Source organism: Kyrpidia sp. (assembly GCF_023512215.1).
GTDB lineage: Bacteria > Bacillota > Bacilli > Kyrpidiales > Kyrpidiaceae > Kyrpidia > Kyrpidia spormannii.
Map to the genome: position 1 here is coordinate 1 of NZ_JAILZZ010000013.1, position 21,049 is coordinate 21,049.

Genomic DNA, 21,049 nt, shown 5'->3' on the forward strand with positions numbered 1-21,049 from the left:
TTGATTTCCTTTTTCTTCAGGGGCACGTTCGGTTCGTGAAATTTGAATTTATAGCTCGACATGTACCCCCGCCACCATCGCCACGCCACGAATCCACCTATGGCGAGAACCGCGATGAGAAGCAGGGCGAGGAGTGTCCCTCCGATCCACCAAACAAGAGGCATGGTCGGTCACCGCCCGGTTTCCTTTGTTTAGACAAAGGTTCTGGGTCTAGTCTGGCCAAGCTCGATTCCGGTTAAAACCTGCACAGCCGCCTAGAATCTGGCGTACAGATAAAAGTGACACGGTCGACGGTGGGAAAATGGCGGCTGGCAGGCAGCGTCGGGGGTGTTTGATCTTGCGCGCAGGATTTGGGGAGTCCGGGGCGGGCGGACAGGGGGGACCAGGGTGAAACGCCGGAAAAAGGCCGCAGGTCTCTGGCTGCAGCGATTTGTGCAGATCCGCGGCGACGGGGGGGCCCCGGGCGACGATGGGTTTCGCCGGGCCCCTAGGGACCCCCAGGTGGTGGAAGTGGGGGAAGGAGAGGCTGCCGATGCGGGAAAGGACGGCCTCATGGACCGGGTGAGGCCTGTGGTTCTGTATCGGTGGGAAGAGGGTACCACGCGGTGGATGGCGGCCGACATGTTGGAACAGGTCTGGCAAGTCGACTGGCTGGCCCCGGTGCCCGGTGTCCTGGGGGAGATCGGTGAAAGGGCACAGTGGGAGGCGGAGGTCGAGGTCCAAAGGGCCATACCTCGTTTCGGCAGCGGAGTGCGTGTGGAAGGGACCCTTCGAGTGACGGCGGTGGGCTCCGCCCCGGGGGAATTCTCACTTGAATCCACACCCCTCCACTACGAACGCCGGGAGATCCCCTTTACGCTGATCCTGGGGGAAGAGGTGTTCCCGGGACCTCAGACACGTGCACCTCTCATGGCCGATCTGCCGAAGGTGGGGCAGGCTTCTTCGGGTGGGTGGGGTGATCCCGAGGGGCTTCTTGAGTTCGATGAGCCCAGGCACGTCACCACCTCCGACTGGAAGGCGCACGTCCTGATATATTCACTTCCTGGGCGGCATGCCGGAGGATCGCCGACAGCTTGGGTTCGGGTGACGGGGCGGGCAGCGTTATGGATTCGGGTGGTCAGTCCGATGCCAGGGTAGCGACGGGGGGGGGTGAACATGCGGGTTACGGTGGTGGCGAAGGATCTTGGATATGGCGGCCATGCCCGTACGGTGATCGAGCTGGCACATGGACTTCAAAGCGCCGGTCATCGGGTGACTCTGGCGGTGCCGGAGTCGGCGGCGGTGGACTGGCCGGTGCAGTGTCCACTGGTCCGGATCGCTCCGGACGGACCGAATAACCTTCAGGGGTCGGAGGTGGCGGTGGCCGCGGACACTGAATCCTTCGATGTCGCCGCCCGTTGTGCCGGAGGTCGGGTGATTCGCTTTCTCGGGCGGTTTGACCCTTTCTACGTACCTGACACTGCGGCTGCGGAACGAAGCATCCGGGAGGCGGCGGTGTGGGTGACCTCGGAATCAATCGGAGCTCTTGTACGGTCCCGATTCGGGAAGGTCGCAACGGTGTTGCATCCGGGGGTCGATCCTTCGGTGTTTCGAGTGCGGCCGGAACGCCGCCCCGCGGGTGTCGGCCAGAAGGTGTTGCTTCTTGTCGCTCCCGAAGGCCCGGGCTTGCCGCCCCGGGGCCTCGGCGTCGCGTATGCCGCCCTGGATCGGGTGAGATCGGCACTGCCCGGGGTGGAGTGTCACGCTCTCTGCCGGGGGGGCGTCCGGCCCCCCGGAGAAGGCTGGGTCTTGCACGGCCGGCTGCCCGATCACCAGCTGGCCCTCCTGTACAACTCCGTGGACCTGTTCATTCATCCGGCGGGTGGCGAAAGGGCCCCGATTTCCGTCCTGGAAGCGATGGCCTGCGGCACCCCGGTGGCCGGCGTGTATGGAGACGGTATGAACGAAATCGCCGTGTCCGGGTACAACGCCGTGCTCGCCCCACCTGGTGATGTTCAGAGGCTGGCCCGGATGATCCAACTTGCCCTCACAGACCTCACACTGCGAACCCACTTGATCGCCGGAGGGTTGGAGACCGCCCGAGAGGCCCACTGGACCCGACTGTATCAAGAGGCGGTCAAAGCGGTGGTGAGGGCGGCGTCCACTTGGCGATAAAAACGCTGCCAAGTCCACTGGGCGGCAGTGCGAAGCCCCGCCCGGCGCAACCGCTCCCGGAGAAAATTGTTAGTGAGTACCCGTAGGATCGCCCGGGCCAAAAGTTCCGGGGACCGGGGCGGGACCATGAGGCAGTTCTCGCCCGGCACGGCAAAATCCCTCACCCCTCCGGAATCGGTGGTGACGACGGGGGTCCCGCAGGCCATGGCCTCAAGGGCGGGCAGGCACAAAGCCTCAAACCAGGACGCCGAGACGAACAGGTCGCTCCCTGTGTAGAGCTCGGCCATATCCCGGTCGGTGTCCGCCCGGGCCAGGGTGAAGGGTAAATCGGTCTGAATCTCGACCCCGTCCGTGGATACCATCACGATCTCCACGTCCGGGATCACCCGGCGCACGATATCCATCGCTTGAAAGAAATCTGCCGATCCTTTATAGAAATAGCCGTAACTCTCGGCCCGATAGATGAAAAAGACCCGGTGCCTGCGCCGGGGAATCTCGGGGTAGGGCCGAAATACCGATGGGTCGACCCCGGGCTGGACGAGATAACTGGAGCGACCTACCGCCTGGCGGATTTGCTGCTGGAGCACCCGGGAGATGGCCAGGACGGGAACGGGGAGCCGGTACGTTTCCAGGGCGGCTCCTTTATCCGGAACCCACAGGGGTTCGTAGCCGTTGGACAGGCGCACGACCCGAGCTTTTCCCGCTTGATAAGCGGGCATGACGGTCGGGTAAAAATTTGGAATGTAAACGTCCGCTTCCGGCAGGACTTCCGGGATCAGGGCCGGCACGCGGATGATCGGCACCCGAACGTCGTAAGCCAGCTCTGCATTCTCCAACAGTACGATGGACACCCGGTGGCCATAGGCCTGCAAGCCATTGGCCATTTCGGCGATCACCCGGCATCCCCCGCCCCGGTGAAGGCTCATCACCGGGATGACGATATTCACGACGTACCACCTCCAAACTGTTGTCTTCGACGGGCAGCCCGTTGTCGCACGAGATTACTGTAGTAGCGGTCGGCGGCGGGGTTGGCGCTCATGTTCGACCCGTGCCACCGGTAGGACAAGAGCGGTTCCGGGATACATCCCACCTCGTATCGCTCAAACAGCCGCAGCCACAGGTCGTAATCGTGGCCTTGAACCAGTGCCGGATCGAATCCCCCGACTTGGAAAAAGGCATCTTTCCGCACGATCGTGGTGGAGCCGTTAATAAAACAACCTTCCAATAAGGTGGCGTAGAGGCGGTTTCGGTCCGAATCCCAGGGTGAGTCCACCGTATACTGGCGGACGCCGTGGCCGTCGATCACATGAAACGACGTATAGCACAGGGCCGTACAGGGGTGACGGGTGACGTATTGCCACTGAGCGGCGAGTTTTCCCGGCTCAAACCGGTCGTCTGAGGATAACCAGCATACGTAGGGCGCCCGGGCGGCGGCGAACCCCCGATTCAGCGCGGTGGCGGCGCCGGATCTGGGCTGGCGAATCACCTGGATACGGGGCCCAAAGGTTTGCAGAATGCGCGGCGTCCGGTCGGTGGAGCCGTCGTCCACCACCACGACTTCAAAGGGGGGAGCCCCCTCTTGCATCAGGGCGCTGTCCACGCACTCAAAGATATAGCGCTCGTGGTTGTACACCGGCACCACCACGCTGATGAGCGGACTCCCCGTTCCGGCTCCCACCGCACTCACACGTGATACACCTGCCGCATCCACTCCAAAGTCAAAGGGAGGCCTTCGTCCAGGGTGATCTTCGGATCGTGGCGGAGATCCCGCTCGGCCCTGGCGATGTTCGGGCGCTTGTTGACCGTGTTGTGCGCATCTTCGGGGAGATAGGTCACAAGATCTTCCGACGCCCCGGTGAGGGCGAGAATTTTGTCGCTCAATTCATGCACGCTTCGGTATTCCCGTCCGCCGATGTTGTACACCTCTCCGGGGCGGAATCGATCGATGCACCGGACCAACGTCGCGATCAGGTCGTCCACATACATGAAGACCCGGTGGTAGCCTTTATACACGGTATACGGGAGCCGGTGGAGGGCCCGGTACAGGAACAGGCACACCACACTGCGGTAGGGGTGATAAAATTCTCCTGGGCCGTAGGCGTTGAACAGGCGCAACCGCATGACGGGCACCTCGTAACGCTGTTCAAAATTCATGATCTGCACTTCATTCACCCATTTGGTCATGGCGTAGTCGTTATGGGGAATGACCGGCTGGCGAGTCGGCAGATCTTCATCAAGGACTGGCTCCCGGCTTTGCCCGTAGATCTCCGAGGAACTGGCAAAGATGAGCTTAAATCCCTTTTTCCGCTGAAATTCCAAGATATTCCGAGTGCCCACGACATTGGTCTGCCACAGGGTATCGTAATACTCCTCGCCATTGATTCGCCCGAATTCTGCAGCCAAGTGGTAAACGAAGTCGTAATCCTGCTCGAACACCCGCTCCAGTTGGCGATAATTGCCCACGTCAGCGCGAAAATATTGAGGCTCAGCGGTGTGGTGCAGGTCGCACTGCCACACATCGTGACCAGTTTGCCGCAAGGCCGAGACGAGGCGTTTGCCGAGGGTTCCCCGGCTTCCCGTCACCAACACGGTGCTCACGACGGTTCACTCCTTTCGTTTCACCTTGGATGGGGACGGCAAAAAACGGCCCTGGTCGGCCGCGAACAGTTTTTGCGCCCGCCTGAAGTCTTCCATTCGCCCGACATCGATCCATACGCCGGATAGCGGGTAGTGGCATACCCGGCGGCCTTCGGCGATCAGCCGCTCGATGAGGTCGGTCATATCGTAACGCCCATCCGGAACCATGGCCAAGGCGTCCGGGGAGAGTACGTAGATCCCGGTGCTGACCAGAGCCGGAAGACGCGGCTTTTCCTCCACCCGGAGCACGCGCTCTCCCTCGGTGTGGAGGACGCCAAAATCCACGGGAATCTCCGATGGGTAGGAAACCAGGGTCAACGCAGCACCGTATTCCTCGTGTTTGGCGACGATGTCACAAAATCCCGCCGTGGTCAGGATGTCGCCGTTGACGACGAGCAGCGGCTGATCGGCAGACAACTGGCTGAGACTTCCGGCTGTACCCCGGGGTTCCGTTTCTTCGATATAGGTGATGCGGGCGCCTAAGGCTTCTCCGCCGCCCAGGTAGGTGCGAAGAAGATCAGCCCGATAGCCGACGGTCAACACCAGGTCGTCAAAACCCTGGGACTTAAGTTGCCGGATCAGGATTTCCACCATGGGAACTCCGTCCAAGGGGAGGAGGGGCTTGGGAATGACGTCGGTGAGCGGGCGCAGCCGCTGACCCCGCCCCCCCGCCATAATGACCGCTTTCACAGGACTCCCCCCTCACACGACATAGTTGTCGGCGGGAAACCGGTCCAGGTGGTCGTTGACCCATTCTAACGTTCGTTCCAGCCCTTCCCGAAGGTCGACCTGGGGGCGCCAACCCAGGATTCTCGCGGCTTTCGAGAAGTCCGCCCACAGTCGGCGCACTTCGCTCCGAGTGGGCCGCAGCCGCTTGGCCTCCTGTTCCAAAGGCAGCCTTCGCCCGGTGATCGAAAAGACTTCCTCAACGAGATCGCCGATGGTGATTTCCCGGCCGCTCCCGATGTTAAAGACTTCTCCTACGGCCTCATCCACTTCCGCGGCCCGGACGAAGCCGGCGGCGGTGTCCTCAACATAGGTAAAATCCCTTTTTGTCGACAAATCGCCCAGTTGAATCCGGTCCCGGGTCAGGGCCTGCACGAGAATGGTGGGAATGACACCCCGCAGGGATTGGCGAGGCCCGTAGGCGTTAAAGGGCCGCACGGTGACCACCGGAAGCTCATAAGAGCAAAAAAAGCTCTCGGCCAATTTGTCGGCTCCGATTTTGCTCGCCGCATATGGCGATTGGCCCTGAAGGGGATGATTTTCATCGATGGGCACAAACCGTGCGGTTCCGTACACCTCACTGGTGGACGTGTGGATGACCCGCTTGACGCCTAGGTCCCGGGCGGCGGTGAGAATGTTCAGGGTGCCGATCACGTTGGTCTCCACCACTTCCCGGGGGTGGGCGTAGGAGTAGGGAATCGAAATCATTGCCCCGAGGTGAAAAATCATTTCCACCCCCCGGGCAGCTTGAAGAACGGCCTCGGCATCGCCCAGATCGCCGGCCACCACATCCAATTCCTGCTGGATGGCCGGGTCGAGGTGGGCGAGCCACCCGAGATTGCGGGTGGAGTTATACCGGACAAAGGGCCGCACCCGGGCTCCGCGCCGGACCAAAAGCTCCGTCACGTGACTTCCGATAAATCCTGCGGCTCCGGTGACGAGGACAGGAACTCCATTCCAGTTCACGGCGTGCTCCTCCTCTCTTCCCATTTGCCCCGCCAATACACCACGTCCACGTCCACGCCGTCCCGATAGGGCAGAAAGCCGAGCTTCTTGAGCTGATCCTCGGTGAGAAGGGGATCCTGAGCGAACACTTCCACGCCCTGTTGCTGCAGCTGTCGGCCCAATTCCACCGCCCGGCTTCCCTCCACCACCGGGACCCCGGGCTTATACGTGAGCCCCGCCAAAAGGGCCGCCCGCCTGCCCCGGGCGATTTCCAACAAGTGGCGCCGGTACGCCTGATCCGTGTTGGCGGCAGCTTCAAGGAGAGGGGCGTTGAGCCATTGCTGCAGAAAGCCAAGGTCCTTGGGCAGACACTCCCCGCCGATGCCATAGTCGACATCCGCCAGTCGGACGTTGTCTTTGGTGCCCACAGCCAGGCGTAATTCGTCAAAATCGAGACCCCCGGCGTCACAGCCCATCTTCAAGGCTTCGGCAAAGGCGATCTCCATGTACCGGGCGGAGTTTTCGACGAGTTTGGCCAGTTCGGCGATCTCCGGGCGGCTGACGGGAAAAAGGGGAATTTGGCAAGCGGTATAAAATTGGATCCCCGCCTGAAGGCTGGTCTCCGTGACTCCTGCGATCACCCGGGTGGTGCCGGTCGGGTCTTCGTCTACCCCAAATAACACCCGGTGAGGGACATGGGTGAGATAAAAATCCTTGCCGGGGGTGTATCCCCGGGCGCGAAACCTCTCCGCCGCCTTCGCCGTTGTTCCCACCGGAAGGGTAGATTCGATGCTCACCAGAGCCCCGGGTTTCGGGCGGATACCGTCCAGGGCTTGAAAGAGCCAGGACAGCCCGGGCCCGGTGGAGACGCAGACAATCCACACGTCGACCTGGTCGGGATCCCGACAAATGCCGTCTGCAGAAATGCCCTGCTCTAGCAGGGCGGTTACTTTATCGGGATCGATGTCCACCGCCGTGAGAACGTCGGCGGGTTGAACGCGCCTAAGGTGAGTGAGAACGTGCTGCCCGATATGGCCCGCGCCAATCACACAGATGTGCACGGGGCACCACCTCCAAGGGATGAGGTGTTGCCAGTGTATGAGAGACGGGCAGCCCGCCGTGTGGACGTGTGCGGAAAGGGAGAAAACAGGGCGACGGCCTTGGACAGGGGCCGATTCGTTTTAAGAACCTCGGCCATACCATTGTGGTGAATCCCGATTCTCAAAGAAAGGGGAGGAAATGAGGAATGAGTAGAACACGCAGCCGTCTCGGCTCCCGGACTGCCGACGTCGATGTGCTCGGGATTCGTTCGGAGTGCCGTGAGGCGGAGGTGTTGGAAGCCAGAACACCTCCCGAAGCGCCGAGCACGCTGGTGACCCCTGTGCCCACCGTGGGTCCTGTGACGATCAAGACCCCGGTGTTGTTGGCGCAACTCACTATGCAGATCGACCTGGACGCCTCGATTCGCCTGCCGGATCCGGCCACCGACATCCTTCGCATCGACAAAACGGTCTTCCTGGATCAATGCGACCTGCTGATGCCCACCAATCGGCTGTTTGTCCGCGGGCGGGTTCGGGAGGATATCCAGTACGGCACGGCTTCTCGGGTGACCCGGAGAGCCGTGAGCGGAGATGTGCGCCACACCATCGTGGATGTTCCATTTGAGAGTGTCACCGCGGTGACTTTCCTGGCGCCGCCCATTGAGCCGGCTCCGGAAATTTACGAGGAGTTCCAAATGGTGGGGCGGTTTGGCCGGCCGCTTCGGGAAACGGACTCCATTACCATCGTTGACTATGACAGCAAGCCTTTTTGTGAATTGGTGAGCGCCGCCGTGCTCCAGGCGGATGTCCCTCGCCTCTACGGGGAAGGCAGCTCTACGCCCCTCGGGGAGCGCGACTCCCAGGCAGGGGACCCGCCCATCGGAGAGCGGAGTTTCCGCACCTTTCGGGAGCAGATGATGGTGTTACTGACCATTCAAGTGTTGCAACGCCAACTGGTCCTGGATCCGGCTCCTCCGGTTGGGCCGACCCCGACCCCGACGCCGACGCCGACGACACTGCCGCCTCTGCCGCCGGTCTGAAACGTTTGCCGGCTATCGGGGGCCGCTCGGGAGCGACCGAAGCGGCCCCCGCAGGAGGGGCGGTATCCGGATGATGGGCTTCATCGGCGGGTAACGCGGGCCACAAAGGGATGTGTCGAGGTGCCGCCGTTACTCCAAGGGCAGCGCGAAGGTTTGGACAAGCCACTCGTCGCTATGGACCCGGGCGTTAAATAGTTCTTGACGGCGTTCCAGGGTCTGGTGTGAAAGGACCTCCACCAGCAGGTCGAAGCGCATGGGGTGTGTGGACAGCCCCCGTAGGAGCCGGGCCAATCGGGGTCCGCTAAAATGGCTGAGTGCCATTCGAGCCAAGTTGTAGTAGTAATCGTAGGAGGGAACGGCGTAGGGATGAACTTTGCGGAACACGTGGCGAACCACGGTGTTCGGTGTCGTGCCGAGGCGACATCCCATGAGCCACATGCGCAATGACCATTCGATGTCTTCGAACCCCCAGGTGCGAAAGCCATCGTCGAATCCCCCCACCTGTCGAAAAACCTCTGAGGAAACGGCGATGCAAGCCCCGGGGAGAATCGGTACTGCCTGCGGCTGTTCGGGCTTTGGCAGCCAGCGAATCTCTCCGGACCCGGACAACGACTGCCCGAATCCCGCCAAGTCCGTCCGGTCGTGGGCAGCAATCCCCGGACACACCGCATCCCAGTCTCCGGAGCGCAGTAACTGTACCAACTCATCCAGCCAGCCATCCTCAACAAACACATGGGCATCGCAGAAAACCAGAATTCGCCCCCGGGCCGCTTCGGCACCGACATTTCTTGCCCTGGCCGCCCCGAGACCGCCGGTGTGGATCACGTTCAGGCCCGCGGCGGGCGGACTTTCGTGCGCGTGTGGGACAGGCACTTTTGAACCTTCCGGGCTTCTTTGGGCCAATTCGCGGGGCAGAGCCGCGTGGGCGAGGCTATCGGCAATCTCCGGCGTGGTGTCGGTGGAACCGTCCTCCACCACAATCATTTCATAAGTCACGCCGGATCTGGCGCCCCAAATCGACCGAACCGTTTGTTCCAGATGATCCCGTTCATTCCTGGCGGGCAGGATGATGCTGACCTCGGGGTCCACAGCAACCCCTCCCGTAGGCAAATATGGCACGGGATAGTATATGACGCGGGAAATGCCGTGTGTGAGGAAGACTCCGACCGAGACCGCGAGATCCAGAAAAAATTTTTTCTCAACATGAAGGAATCGTGAAGGGACGTGGCGAAATATTTATGTGCAGTTTACTTACAGGCAATGGCTTGGAATGGAAAAGAAAAATTTTTCATGATCCAAGCCGGCCAGTGGTGGTCATCTGTGAAGAATCCCGTTGAAAACAAGGGGGTGAATGTGCCGATTGCGCTGGGGGTCGAAGGGTAGATGGCTCATCTTTTGTATACAAATACGCATACAAAAACAATGCATCGTGGATGGGGAGGGCTGTTGTGCTTCCTAACATCGGACGAAACGGTACTCTGTCGGAGCAAGCTTATCAAATTCTCAAGAAGCGTATTATCGACTCAACTTTTCTTCCCGGTCAATTATTGACTGAGGAGATGTTGGCAGAACAGCTCGGCATTAGCCGCACACCGATCCGGGCAGCGTTAAAACAGTTGGAACATGATGGCCTTGTGGCCCTTCGTTCCGGCCGCGGGGTGGAGGTGGCCCGCGTCTCCCTGCGGGATGTTCAAGAATGGTTTGAATGCCGGCTGGCACTTGAACCCTTTGCCGCAAAATTGGCAGCCATTCGAAGGCAGCCAGAGCAGATGGCGCGCCTTGGTGAACTCATAGCCGATCAAGATCGTGCAAGACAAGATGGGGAGTACGTTCGATATGTGGAACTCGACCACGATTTTCATGTGGCCTTGGCTTCCCTCGCAGGAAATTCTCGTCTCGTCGAGATGATCGATCGGTTGAATGTTCAGGTACAGCGTTTTTTGATTCTCTCCCAAACACTGTATCAAAGTTCTCTGGCGGCTTTGTCCGAACACGAATCTATTCGGGCAGCCGTAGAGTTGGGGAAACCGGAGGCAGCGGCGAGTTTCATGGAACAACACATTCGTGAGGTACTGTCGCGAATATCTCGCGGCACGATCTTGGACTGAGGAGGAGACCGGGATTTGAAAACGATGAAATGGCTTGGAGCCGTCGCGATGATGGCCTTACTGGCGGGATGTGCATCGCCCCAGGGCGCAGGGCAACAAAGTGCTTCTTCGTCCAATCAAGGTCCGATAAAAATCGGCCTTGTCACGGCTCTATCCGGAAGTGGTGCGTTATACGGGAAGCAGATGGAAAACGGTGCTCAGCTGGCCGTGGATGAAATCAATCAATCGGGTGGGCTTCTTGGACGGCAATTACAGCTCGTTGCCTTGGACGACCAACAAAATTCGACACAGTCTGTGACGGCTACCCAACGCCTGATCAATCAAGAACACATAGACGCGTGGATGGGTACCCTAAAAAGTCCCGATACGTTGAGTGACGCTGGATTGACCGCGAAAGCCAGCATCCCGACCCTGGTTCCGGTGGCTGTAGCTGACAACATTGTCACGACCGGTTATCCCCATGTGTTTCGAAACGTTGCGGACAACACCATGCAGGTCAAATCTTTAGTGGACTATATCTTGCAAAAAACTTCGGACCGGAACGTGGCAATCATTGCGGAAAACACCGATTATGGCCGAGGAATTGCCTTGACGTTCAACCAGAATTTCCAAGCTGGCGGCGGCACGGTGAGCGACATGGAGTTCTACAATGTGGGACAAAAGGAATTCACAAACGAATTAACCAAAATGAAAGCGAATCACCCCCAAGGCTTGGTCATCGCGGGTCTTGTGGCGGAAGGTGCCTTAATCGCCAAACAGGCCAAAGACCTGGGCATGAACGTTCACCTCTATAGTTTCGGCGGGTTCATGGGCAGTCAGCCGATCAAATTGGCCGGGAGCGCCGTGGATGGTTTGATTCATACGGATTACTTTTCACCGGTTCAGGGCGACCCAAAGATTGAGACTTTCGTGGCGAACTATAAGAAAAAATTCGGCGAGGTTCCTGATAGCTACTATGCGGCCGCCCCTTATGACGCAGTGTACTTTTATGCGGAGGGCGTGAAAAAAGCGGGGACTACAGACCCGAAAAAGGTCGTGGAGGCTCTGCATGCGATCAAGCAGTTCCAGGGTGTCATGGGCAACATCACCTTTGACGACCACGGACAAGCGCAAGCAAAAGTATGGATTACTCAAGTTCAGAACGGCCAACAAGTTGTCATCTACCGCCCCAAATCGTAAGTTTTATCTCATGTCGGACGAGAGGTGTGAGGGGTCGTGACGGTTTTTGCCCAACAAGTCGTCAACGGTCTGATTAATGGGACGGTGTACGCCTTAGTGGCGTTGGGGTTGACGTTAATCTATGGCGTCATGAACCTTTCGAACTTTGCTCAAGGGGAGTTTGCCATGGTGGGGGGGTTCGGTACCTACCTGTTGGTCCAAGCGGGGTTACCGTACCCCTTGGCGGTGGCGGCCGCTTTCCTCCTGGCCGGAGCGGTCGGATTCGTGGTTCACCTTCTGGCTTTTCATCCGTTGCGCCAAAATGATCCGATGACGATGATGCTCAGTTCGTTGGGTGTTTCTTTATTCTTAGTGAATCTCGCCCAATACCTGTTTTCCCCCGATCCCCAGGTGGTGCACAGCCCGCTGTCTGGGCAAACGCTTCATCTGTTCGGGATCTATCTATCCGAACAAAGACTTCTGGCGGCCCTGGTGAGCCTGGTTCTCTGTGGGCTGATTTACGGGCTACTCCAGTACACGTCCTTTGGGCGATCGGTCCGGGCGGCGTCCCTCGACCCCGATACTGCGACGTTGTACGGGATTCAGACTCGAAGGATCTCGATTCTAACGTTTGTGCTCGGCGTGGCACTGACCGGGGTGGCGGGGGCCCTCCTCGCCCCCCTGTACAACGTGTACCCCACCATGGGGATATCCCTGACCCTGAATGCGTTTGCCGTGGTTGTGCTCGGTGGAATGGGAAACGTGCCCGGGGCTATTGCAGGGGGCCTGCTGGTGGGATTGGTGCAGAGTCTCGCGGCCGGCTATATCTCCAGCGGGTTTCAAGATGCCATTGTTTTCGGAGTGCTCATTGCGATGCTCATTTTCCGGCCGCAAGGCATTCTAACGAAGGTTCGGGGGGAAAAGGTGTGAAAGAAGGGGTGAAACGCTGGCTTGGTGTTGCGGTGGCCGTCCTCTGTGTGGGAGCGAGTCTCTACGTCCAGAATCTTTACATCCTGAATGTATTGATTCTGGCGGTGATTAGCGCGGTTTTGGCTGTGAGTGTAAACCTTTTGGTGGGATACACCGGGCAGATGTCCCTGGGGCAGGCGGGTTTTTACGGAATCGGCGCTTACACGGTGGCGGTTCTTACAACGACGTACCAATGGGGATATTGGCCTTCGTTTGTCATGGCTTGTTTGATGCCGGCAGTGGCGGGGTTTTTGCTGGGACTGCCCACCACCCGTCTGCGGGGGCATTTTCTTGCGATTGCCACCCTGGGATTCGGCGTGATTGCCAACGTGGTGCTCAACAACTGGACGGCCCTCACCAACGGGCCCTCTGGCATTCGAGGCATCCCATCTCCGGAATTGTTTGGGGTATCCCTTCAGTACCCCAACTTCTTCCTGGCCTTTGCCCTGGCCTGTCTCGCACTAATCGTGGGTCTGGTGGATATTCTGGTGCGTTCGTCCATCGGCCGGGCCTGGAAGTGCATCCGGGGGGACGAAATTTCTGCCCTGACGAGCGGGATTCACGTGCATCGGTACAAGCTTCTCGTGTTTTCTCTGAGCGGTGCTATTGCCGGCTTGGCTGGCGCCTTGTATGCGGGTGCCATCAATTTTGTGAGCCCGGATGTCTTTGATTTGAACCAGTCCATCATGATTTTGATCACCGCCATTATTGGCGGAGTGGGAACGTTATTCGGCCCGCTCGTCGGTGCGGCCTTGTTGTCGTTCATCGGGGAGCTGCTCCGAAGCTTGGGCGGTCTGCGACTGGTCATTTTTGGTGCGCTTCTGGTTGCAGTGATCGTGTTTATGCCTGAAGGGGTTTATCCGGTTCTTTTCACAGGCTTTCGGCGCAATCGACTTCCGGTGAGTAAGGCCCGGGCGAGGAGGCCGGCGGCATGAAGGAGGTCCTTGCGGATATCCAACAGGTTTCCGTACGGTTCGGAGGACTGTGGGCGGTACGGCGTGTTGACCTGCAGATCAGGAGTGATGAGATTCTCGGGATCATCGGGCCCAATGGTGCCGGGAAATCCACGTTATTAAATGTGCTGTCGGGTTTACAGCGACCGTCCGAGGGGTCGTTCGTCGTGGCAGGGCGGGTCAATCCACCACCATGGGTCCTCGCTTCCTTGGGAGTTGGACGGAGTTTTCAAACCGTTCGTTTGTTGAGGGGTGGAACGGTGATGGAAAACGTTCTGGTCGGGGGTCATGTTCACGCCGACCGAAATTTGGTGGATATTCTTTTTCGTCGCCGTGTTTGGAAACGGTCCGAACAGCAACTGGTGGAACGGGCCCGGGAGGTTTTGAACTTCGTGGATATGGCAGGCCAGGAGTCAGTTATAGCGGATCACCTTTCCCTTCAGGAACGGCGACGCGTAGAAATGGCCAGGGCGTTGATGATTCGGCCGAAGATCCTCCTCTTGGACGAACCGACGGCAGGTTTTAATCCTCAAGAATCCTTGCAAATGGCCGACCTGATCGTGCGCTGCAAAGAAGCGGGGATTGCGGTGGTGCTGGTGGAACACAACATGCGAGTCTTGATGCGGGTTGCCGAACGGGTAATGGTGATGGATAACGGGGAAAAAATTGCCGAAGGTCTACCCGAGGCCATAGCCCGGGACAAGCGGGTGGTTGAGGCGTATCTGGGGGGCGCGGGCGGTGCTTGAGGTTCGGAATGTGGTCGGCGGCTATGGAGAAATCCAAATCCTTCACGGTGTGAATTTGACGGTTCACCGGGGTGAGGTGGTGGGGCTGCTGGGAGCTAACGGTGTGGGGAAGACGACACTTTTGCGCGTGATTTCCGGTTTGATTCGCCCAGGCGGCGGCCAGGTCTTGTACCAGGGACAGGACCTCGTCGGGATTTCCCCGGCGCGGCTCTTGCGCATGGGGATCGCTCACGTTCCTCAAGGCAGGCACATCTTCTCCGATATGACGGTTAAAGAGAATCTTTTGGTGGCTTTAGACCGGGTGAGGGATCGGGTGAACGCCGGAGAACGTCTGGAATACGCCCTCAACCTGTTTCCCCGACTTCGGGAACGTTACCACCAGTTGGGAGGTACGTTGAGCGGCGGCGAACAACAAATGCTGGCCATTGCCAGGGCTCTCGCCCCGAAGCCCGATCTGCTCATGCTGGATGAACCGTCGATGGGACTGGCGCCGGTAATCGTGGAGAGTGTGTTTAAAACGATTCGCCAAATCGCCGAGGACGGTACCACGATCCTATTGGTGGAACAAAACGCCACTGCGGCTCTTCACGTCGTGGACCGGGTTTACGTGATGGAAACTGGCACCATTGTCCACCAATCGGAACGCCTGGACGATTCGGAACTTCAGCGGATCAAGGAAGTGTACCTGGGTTTGAGCGACTCCTGATGGGAGGGAAAGGCGAGAGGGGATCCGGTGATGGATGTGGGGCATGAAGAATCCGTGTTATGGATTTCTACTTTAGAAATTGATGCGGCGTTGCTCGGGCGCATCGCTGAGAAAGCCCGCCCTTTTCGGGTGATACAAACGGGGGAAGGGGACGGTGATGCCGTCCCTCTACAAGACGTGGAAATCTGGGCCACCTACGGAGACGATGTGTCAACTGGGATCCTGCGCTGCATGCCTCAGCTTCGGTGGATCCAGTTGCTCCAATCGGGATATGATCGGGTTCCTGTGGATGAGCTCCGCCGGCGAGGGATCCGGATGACGACGACCCATGGTGTCCACGCGGGGGCGGTGGCCGAATATGTGCTGTTTATGACATTGTATTTTTTACGTGATATGGCACATTTTCAAAGACTACAGGTGATCCGGCGCTGGGACCGGAGCATTACAGGCACAGAGTTAGCAGGGAAAGTGTTAGCCGTGGTCGGAACTGGGGCCATCGGTAAAGAAATTGCGAGGCGGGCCTCAGCTTTTGGGATGAAGACCATCGGGATTAACCGCTCGGCTCGGCCTTCACCTTGTTTTGAACAGGTGGTGGGCATTCAGAATTTGGACTGGGTTCTGAGCGAGGCGGACGTGGTGGTTTCCACACTGCCCGGGGGACTGGAAACTCGACACTTTTGGAACAGAGAGCGTCTGGAAAAGCTTCAGCGGGACGCCGTTTTCATCAACGTTGGACGGGGGTCGAGCGTCGATACCGAAGGTCTGCTTTCGGTGGTGCGCCGAGGGGGCTTGAAGGGAGTCGCCCTGGATGTGTTCGAACAAGAACCACTACCCGCCCTCCACCCGCTGTGGAATACTCCTGGAGTGGTTCTTACCCCGCACATGGCGGCGAAAACCCGTGAATATCTGAGTAGGGCTGTTAGTTGTTTTTTGGAGAACCTGGACCGCTATAGGAGAGGATTACACCTGGTTCACGAAATTGCCGTCCAATGAGTGGCGCAGCCGGGTCCATTGAGAGAGGTGCGAGCAGTGAAAGCAGTCAATGACGTGGAAGGTTTCGTGGAGCTCACCAAGCAATTGGTGGCCATTCCGTCTGTGAACGGCACCCCAGGCGAAGTGGATGTGGCGGAATTTGTGGTGACTTGGTTAAAAAAGTTACCCTACTTCCGCCGTTTCCCTCATCGCGTATGGACACAGGAGATTCCGGGGGATCCCTTGGGGCGGAAAAATGTATTTGCATGGGTGAAAGGACAGACGCCGGCCACGGTGCTTCTGCATGGCCATTTGGACACGGTAGGCATCGAGGATTACGGTCCGCTCCAAGAACTGGCTTTCCAATCCGATGCGCTAAAGAAGGAGATCGAAAGGTTTTCGGGTGCTGATGATCGGGTCAAGGAGCAGGCTGCGTCAGGGAACTGGTTGTTTGGACGGGGCGCCCTTGATATGAAGGGTGGCGTAGCTGTACACATGAAATTAGTTGAGTTTTGGTCTAACCGTCCGGAAGAGCCCCCGGGAAGTATTCTGTTCATGGCTAACCCTGTGGAAGAGAATCAACATAGTGGGATCATGGCGGCTCTCTCGGAACTGTTGCGGCTTAGGGAACAAGAGAATCTTCAACTCATGTGTGCGGTCAACGCGGATTATGTCACGGCGGGCTACGAAGGCGATTCGGCGCGTTACCTGTACACCGGAGCAACGGGCAAGCTGCTGCTCAACGTTTTGATACGTGGGCGAGAAACCCATGTTGGAGAGGCCTTTGGTGGCCTCGATCCCGTTTTCGTGATGGCGGAGTGTCTGCGGGAGTTGAACTACAACCCGGAGCTTTGCGACCGGGTGGGACTTGAGACCGGTCAGCCACCCGTCGCTCTTTATGCGCGGGATCTAAAACCGGCTTACAATGTGCAGACGGCCGGGGGAGCCTGGCTGTATTTTAACTGGTTCGTATTGAATTCGACTCCTGAGGCAGTGCTGGCACAAGTGAAGCGGAAAGTCGAGGCGGCTCGGGACCGGGCATTGGCCCTGAGAAATGGCTATATGGACCAGTATACGGAATTCGCCGAAGTCAAGGGGCAGATGCCGCGTTATGAAAGGGAGGATATGCCTGTTCTGACCTTTTCGGAGTGGCTGGAGGGCCTCGAAGATGGGGTTCGGGCTCGGGTTGATGATGTTCTCCGAAACACCCGGTACTCCGTTGAAGTAGACCAGAGGGAAGCTACCCGGGATCTGGTGGAGCGGTGCTTGGCGGCTGCGGGGCAAACCTCCCCACTCATCCTGCTTTACTATAGTTCTCCCTTTTGTCCGCGGAATCGCCTTCAGGAAGAACGACCGGATCACCGAAGGGTGCTGAAAGCTGTGGAGGCGGCGGCTGGGGCCGTGGCGGCGAGATACGGCGAGGTCTTAAAGATCCGCCCTTTCTTTCCTTACCTGTCCGATAGCAGTTATTTAAATATGGTCGATGAGCCCCGGGCCGTTCACATGTTTACAGCGAATTTTCCCGGCTGGGGAACCACGTATTCTGTGCCCCTTGATGAAATCAGAAAGTTATCGATTCCGGCTATAAACCTCGGTGTTTATGGTTTTGATGCCCACAAATGGACTGAGCGATTGTACATTCCGTACAGTTTTGGTGTTTTGCCGAAGTTGATCCAGCGAGTGGTAGAGATGCTGTGGGAGAATCGACAATGGGAGGAAGAAAATTGACGACCCTGTACGAACGGGCCCTCAGAGTGTTTCCGCCGGTGGCTTCCCGGGCGACGAAACTGGGTATCGTGAGGGCTGAAGGATGCTGGGTTTATGACGAGAACGGGAAGGCTTACTTGGATTTTGCCAGCGGGGTGGCGGTGACCAATACGGGTCACAACCATCCAGCGGTGGTTCAGCGGGCTGCGGAACAGATGCGCCGGATGATTCACGTGGGCCACAATGTGTTTTACTACGAACCGTATGTCCAGCTGGCGGAGAGACTGGTCGAGGTTACGGGCGGGTACACCAAGGTTTATTTCAGCAACAGTGGGGCCGAGGCGAATGAAGGGGCTGTCAAACTGGCCCAGTACGTCACGGGGCGCCCGGAAGTGATCGCTTTTGCTCATTCCTTTCACGGGCGAACCCTTGGCAGCCTCGCCTTGACCGGTTCGAACGCCGCCTACCGCCGCATGTATGAAACGGCTCTTCGGCGCGTGTATTTTGCCCGGTATCCAAAACCCGCGCCGGGAGAAGATCCGGAGGAAGCCGTGCGCGCAAGTCTTGAGAGTATCAACGATCTCTTTGAATTGCAGGTCAGCCCGGACCGGGTGGCGGCAATCATTGTCGAGCCGGTTCAGGGGGAGGGCGGATATGTCATCCCTCCCCGAAGCTTTCTGGAGAAACTGAGAGGCATCTGTAATGAACACGGCATTCTGTTAATTTTTGATGAAGTTCAGACCGGATTCGGGCGTACGGGACATCTGTTTGCTTATCAAACCTTTGGGGTGAAGCCCGACATTCTCACTCTTGGAAAAGCAATCGCCTCGGGCTTTCCCCTCAGTGCCGTAATCGCTCGGCAAGATTTGATGGACCGTTGGCCGGCCGGGGCGCACGGCGGGACCTTTGGGGGAAATCCCGTGAGCTGTGCGGCGGGGTTGGCGACCTTGGATCTGCTGGAGGGCGGATTAATCGACAATGCCCGGGCGATGGGGAATTATCTGGTTGCACAACTGAGGGAATCCTTGGCGGAATTTCAAGAGGTTTACGACGTCCGGGGTGTCGGGCTGATGGTAGCTGTGGAATTCCGGGATCCCGGGTCCGGGGCTGAGCTTTCGGACATGGTGAAAGAAATTCTGGCACGGTGCGAACAGGGGGGTCTGATCCTCTTATCTTGCGGACCGGGTAAAACGGTGGTTCGCTTCATGCCGCCTCTCATTGTGGACAAGAAGGACATTGATCAAGCGGTTCAAGTGTTTCGCGATTCGGTCGCGGCTGCGGTGCGGTCGGTGAACTGAACGTTTCTCACCTCCCCACGCCGGATTGGGGGGCGCCGCTCGTCTGCGGGGTTGTGCCTAGGTGAGCCAGGGCGTTGACGATGTCGAGAACGATGGGCTCGGGGTAGCGCAGTCCCGAGCTGTCGGAGATGTCAAGGGCGTCCACGGAGATGGCGTAACGGGGGTGATCGTAGGGAAAATACCCCACAAACCACTGATTGACCCGGCGGGTTTGGCCGGTCTGGGCCGTGCCGGTCTTCCCCGCCACCGGCCAGGCCGCCTGGGCGAGAAGGTCCCCGGTGCCCTGGGGGGAGGCGATGACCTCCCGCATCCACTGACCAACTTCTTTGGCCACCGCCGGGTTGATGGCCTGAACCGGAGACTGGGTGGGAAATGTCCGATACGGATCTCCCTGGGCGGTGGTGAGTCCCATCACCAGCCGTGGGACCGGCCGCTTGCCATCCCCGGCGATGGTGGCGGCCATCACCGCCGCCTGGAGGGGACTGATGCGAACATTTTCCTGCCCGATCCCGGTGTTTGCCAACAAGCGCAGCGCATTGCCCGGCCCGACAAAGATTGAGCCCGGGTCTTCCTCATCGAACACATCCCGGCCATCCACCACTTGTCCCTGCCTCTGGCCCAAACCGAAGGCCTTGGCGTAATCCTCAATGTTCTGACGCCCCAGCTTCATAGAAATTTGCGCAAAGGCCACGTTGCAGGACTGGGCGAAAGCTTGCTCCGCGGTCTCATGCCCGTGCACCTTCCAACACTTGAGTATCCCGTCCCCGATTTGGATCGAGCCCGTGCAGTCGAAAGGAGTGTTGGCGGTGAGCTGCCCTTTGTCCAAGGCGGCGGTGGCATCGACGATTTTAAATACGGATCCGGGAAAATCGGCCTCCACCGCGAGGTTTTTCGGGTAGTTGGCGGCCCCGGACGGAATGTGATTCTGGTCAAAATTCGGCCGGGAGGCCATGGCCAGGATGTCGCCGGTATGCACGTCCATCACCACCGCGGCGCCTCGGGGCAGCGCCACTTTGTCCATGGCCGACTCCACGATCTTTTGCAACCTCATGTCCAGGGTCGTCTGGACGTTCAGCCCGGTATCCGTCCGGGTCGCTTCTCGGATCCCCAGCCCCGGCAAGGGCCGGCCTTCCCCATCCACATAAAAATGAAGGGTTCGAGCGGGGCCGTTCCCGCGAAGATCCTCCTGGAACACGCTCTCCAGACCCATTTTGCCCACTGGTTCGTTCAGGGGGTAGCGCCCGTCGTAAACCTGGGTGACCAGATTCGGGTCTTCCCCGATAAACCCCACGACGTGGCGGGCCAGAGATTGATTGTTGTATCTCACCGTGACTTGGCGGGGCAGGATCCCGTCTATTCCCAGAGATTGAACGGCGGCCGCCTGGGCGTCGGTCAATTCGATGGACGTGGAAGTTCCCCCTGGGCCGGGCAGGCTGAGCAGACCCGGTTGTTTCATCGAGGCCAGGGCGGATTGGATCTGGTTGACCGGGCGTCCCAAGATGGCGGCCAGCCGCCCCAGGTTCGGATCCTGAAGGTCTGGGTGCCAAGGAGGCAAGACCACCAGACCGAGGAAGGTGTGGCCGGTGAGGGATTGGCCGTTTCGATCTAAGATGTTGCCCCGGCCGGAGTCCACCACAAACTGCTCCTGGCGCTGTCCCACCGACAGGGCCAGGAGGTCGTGGCCTTCGTAGTTGCGGGCATCGGCCACCTGAATAAAAAACAGTCGCCCGGCGAGCAGTGCCACGAAGCTGGTCCACGCTCCGGTCCAAATGAACAAGCGACGGCTGTGCCCCCAGCGTTTCACGGCCATCCCTCCCCGCTCCTTCACCACCTGTGTATCCTTCGACCTTTCCAGTATCGCCCGGTTTTTCACTGGGAAACCTTAGCGGC

Annotated in this window: 20 protein-coding genes; 12 read left to right on the top strand and 8 right to left on the bottom strand. The window is 58.9% G+C overall.

What is annotated here, in order from left to right; translation table 11 throughout:
* Window positions 1-387: 387 nt before the first annotated feature.
* Both K6T64_RS06825 and K6T64_RS06830 read left to right on the top strand, forming a co-directional pair.
* Window positions 388-1,137 (top strand): hypothetical protein, encoded by a 750-nt coding sequence (locus K6T64_RS06825; RefSeq protein ID WP_170099518.1) that lies wholly within the window; start codon window positions 388-390, stop codon window positions 1,135-1,137.
* Between the two features lie 18 nt (window positions 1,138-1,155).
* Window positions 1,156-2,154, top strand: coding sequence for a glycosyltransferase family 4 protein (locus tag K6T64_RS06830; RefSeq protein WP_288009215.1), 999 nt, complete (start codon window positions 1,156-1,158; stop codon window positions 2,152-2,154).
* On the opposite strand, the gene K6T64_RS06835 is transcribed toward K6T64_RS06830, so the two are convergent.
* From K6T64_RS06835 to K6T64_RS06860, 6 genes are read right to left on the bottom strand one after another with little or no spacing between them, the layout of a single operon-like run.
* On the bottom strand, window positions 2,106-3,101 hold the full coding sequence (locus K6T64_RS06835; RefSeq protein ID WP_100668036.1) for a glycosyltransferase family 4 protein: 996 nt from the start codon (window positions 3,099-3,101) through the stop codon (window positions 2,106-2,108). The two genes, K6T64_RS06830 and K6T64_RS06835, sit on opposite strands and share 49 nt — an antisense overlap.
* Window positions 3,098-3,841 carry a glycosyltransferase family 2 protein gene (locus K6T64_RS06840; protein WP_170085847.1) on the bottom strand — a complete coding sequence of 248 codons (744 nt, stop codon included), beginning with the start codon at window positions 3,839-3,841 and terminating at the stop codon, window positions 3,098-3,100. Before K6T64_RS06840 ends, K6T64_RS06835 begins: the two co-directional genes overlap by 4 nt.
* Window positions 3,838-4,752, bottom strand: coding sequence for an NAD-dependent epimerase/dehydratase family protein (locus K6T64_RS06845; RefSeq protein WP_288009217.1), 915 nt, complete (start codon window positions 4,750-4,752; stop codon window positions 3,838-3,840). The genes K6T64_RS06840 and K6T64_RS06845 overlap by 4 nt, the downstream gene beginning before the upstream one ends.
* Window positions 4,753-4,758: 6 nt before the next feature.
* Complete coding sequence (locus tag K6T64_RS06850) at window positions 4,759-5,481, bottom strand: sugar phosphate nucleotidyltransferase (protein WP_288009218.1); 723 nt, start codon at window positions 5,479-5,481, stop codon at window positions 4,759-4,761.
* Window positions 5,482-5,493: 12 nt separating this feature from the next.
* The gene (locus tag K6T64_RS06855; protein WP_288009219.1) at window positions 5,494-6,483 is read right to left on the bottom strand and encodes a GDP-mannose 4,6-dehydratase; all 990 of its coding nucleotides are present in this window, start codon (window positions 6,481-6,483) and stop codon (window positions 5,494-5,496) included.
* Complete coding sequence (locus K6T64_RS06860; RefSeq protein ID WP_288009221.1) at window positions 6,480-7,523, bottom strand: NAD-binding protein; 1,044 nt, start codon at window positions 7,521-7,523, stop codon at window positions 6,480-6,482. The genes K6T64_RS06855 and K6T64_RS06860 overlap by 4 nt, the downstream gene beginning before the upstream one ends.
* A gap of 185 nt (window positions 7,524-7,708) precedes the next feature.
* On the opposite strand from K6T64_RS06860, the gene K6T64_RS06865 reads away from it, so the two are divergent.
* A complete protein-coding gene (locus K6T64_RS06865; protein ID WP_288009223.1) occupies window positions 7,709-8,542 on the top strand; it encodes a CsxC family protein in 834 nt (277 codons plus the stop codon).
* Window positions 8,543-8,671: 129 nt separating this feature from the next.
* On the opposite strand, the gene K6T64_RS06870 is transcribed toward K6T64_RS06865, so the two are convergent.
* Complete coding sequence (locus tag K6T64_RS06870) at window positions 8,672-9,631, bottom strand: glycosyltransferase family 2 protein (protein ID WP_288009225.1); 960 nt, start codon at window positions 9,629-9,631, stop codon at window positions 8,672-8,674.
* Window positions 9,632-9,990: 359 nt separating this feature from the next.
* On the opposite strand from K6T64_RS06870, the gene K6T64_RS06875 reads away from it, so the two are divergent.
* From K6T64_RS06875 to K6T64_RS06915, 9 genes are read left to right on the top strand one after another with little or no spacing between them, the layout of a single operon-like run.
* A complete protein-coding gene (locus K6T64_RS06875; RefSeq protein ID WP_170085842.1) occupies window positions 9,991-10,650 on the top strand; it encodes a GntR family transcriptional regulator in 660 nt (219 codons plus the stop codon).
* A gap of 24 nt (window positions 10,651-10,674) precedes the next feature.
* On the top strand, window positions 10,675-11,829 hold the full coding sequence (locus tag K6T64_RS06880; protein ID WP_232059841.1) for an ABC transporter substrate-binding protein: 1,155 nt from the start codon (window positions 10,675-10,677) through the stop codon (window positions 11,827-11,829).
* A 36-nt stretch (window positions 11,830-11,865) separates the two neighbouring features.
* Entirely contained in the window at window positions 11,866-12,738 is an 873-nt protein-coding gene (locus K6T64_RS06885) for a branched-chain amino acid ABC transporter permease (RefSeq protein WP_288009227.1), read from the top strand.
* The gene (locus K6T64_RS06890) at window positions 12,735-13,712 is read left to right on the top strand and encodes a branched-chain amino acid ABC transporter permease (protein WP_157935470.1); all 978 of its coding nucleotides are present in this window, start codon (window positions 12,735-12,737) and stop codon (window positions 13,710-13,712) included. The genes K6T64_RS06885 and K6T64_RS06890 overlap by 4 nt, the downstream gene beginning before the upstream one ends.
* On the top strand, window positions 13,709-14,476 hold the full coding sequence (locus K6T64_RS06895) for an ABC transporter ATP-binding protein (protein ID WP_100669394.1): 768 nt from the start codon (window positions 13,709-13,711) through the stop codon (window positions 14,474-14,476). The genes K6T64_RS06890 and K6T64_RS06895 overlap by 4 nt, the downstream gene beginning before the upstream one ends.
* The gene (locus K6T64_RS06900) at window positions 14,469-15,182 is read left to right on the top strand and encodes an ABC transporter ATP-binding protein (RefSeq protein WP_100668025.1); all 714 of its coding nucleotides are present in this window, start codon (window positions 14,469-14,471) and stop codon (window positions 15,180-15,182) included. The genes K6T64_RS06895 and K6T64_RS06900 overlap by 8 nt, the downstream gene beginning before the upstream one ends.
* A gap of 30 nt (window positions 15,183-15,212) precedes the next feature.
* Window positions 15,213-16,175, top strand: coding sequence for a D-2-hydroxyacid dehydrogenase (locus K6T64_RS06905; protein ID WP_288009228.1), 963 nt, complete (start codon window positions 15,213-15,215; stop codon window positions 16,173-16,175).
* Between the two features lie 36 nt (window positions 16,176-16,211).
* On the top strand, window positions 16,212-17,882 hold the full coding sequence (locus K6T64_RS06910) for a M20/M25/M40 family metallo-hydrolase (RefSeq protein ID WP_157935469.1): 1,671 nt from the start codon (window positions 16,212-16,214) through the stop codon (window positions 17,880-17,882).
* Window positions 17,864-19,159, top strand: coding sequence for an aminotransferase class III-fold pyridoxal phosphate-dependent enzyme (locus K6T64_RS06915; RefSeq protein ID WP_288009230.1), 1,296 nt, complete (start codon window positions 17,864-17,866; stop codon window positions 19,157-19,159). Before K6T64_RS06910 ends, K6T64_RS06915 begins: the two co-directional genes overlap by 19 nt.
* A gap of 7 nt (window positions 19,160-19,166) precedes the next feature.
* Here K6T64_RS06915 and K6T64_RS06920 read toward each other — a convergent pair whose 3' ends face one another.
* A complete protein-coding gene (locus K6T64_RS06920) occupies window positions 19,167-20,963 on the bottom strand; it encodes a peptidoglycan D,D-transpeptidase FtsI family protein (RefSeq protein WP_288009231.1) in 1,797 nt (598 codons plus the stop codon).
* Window positions 20,964-21,049 lie beyond the last annotated feature (86 nt).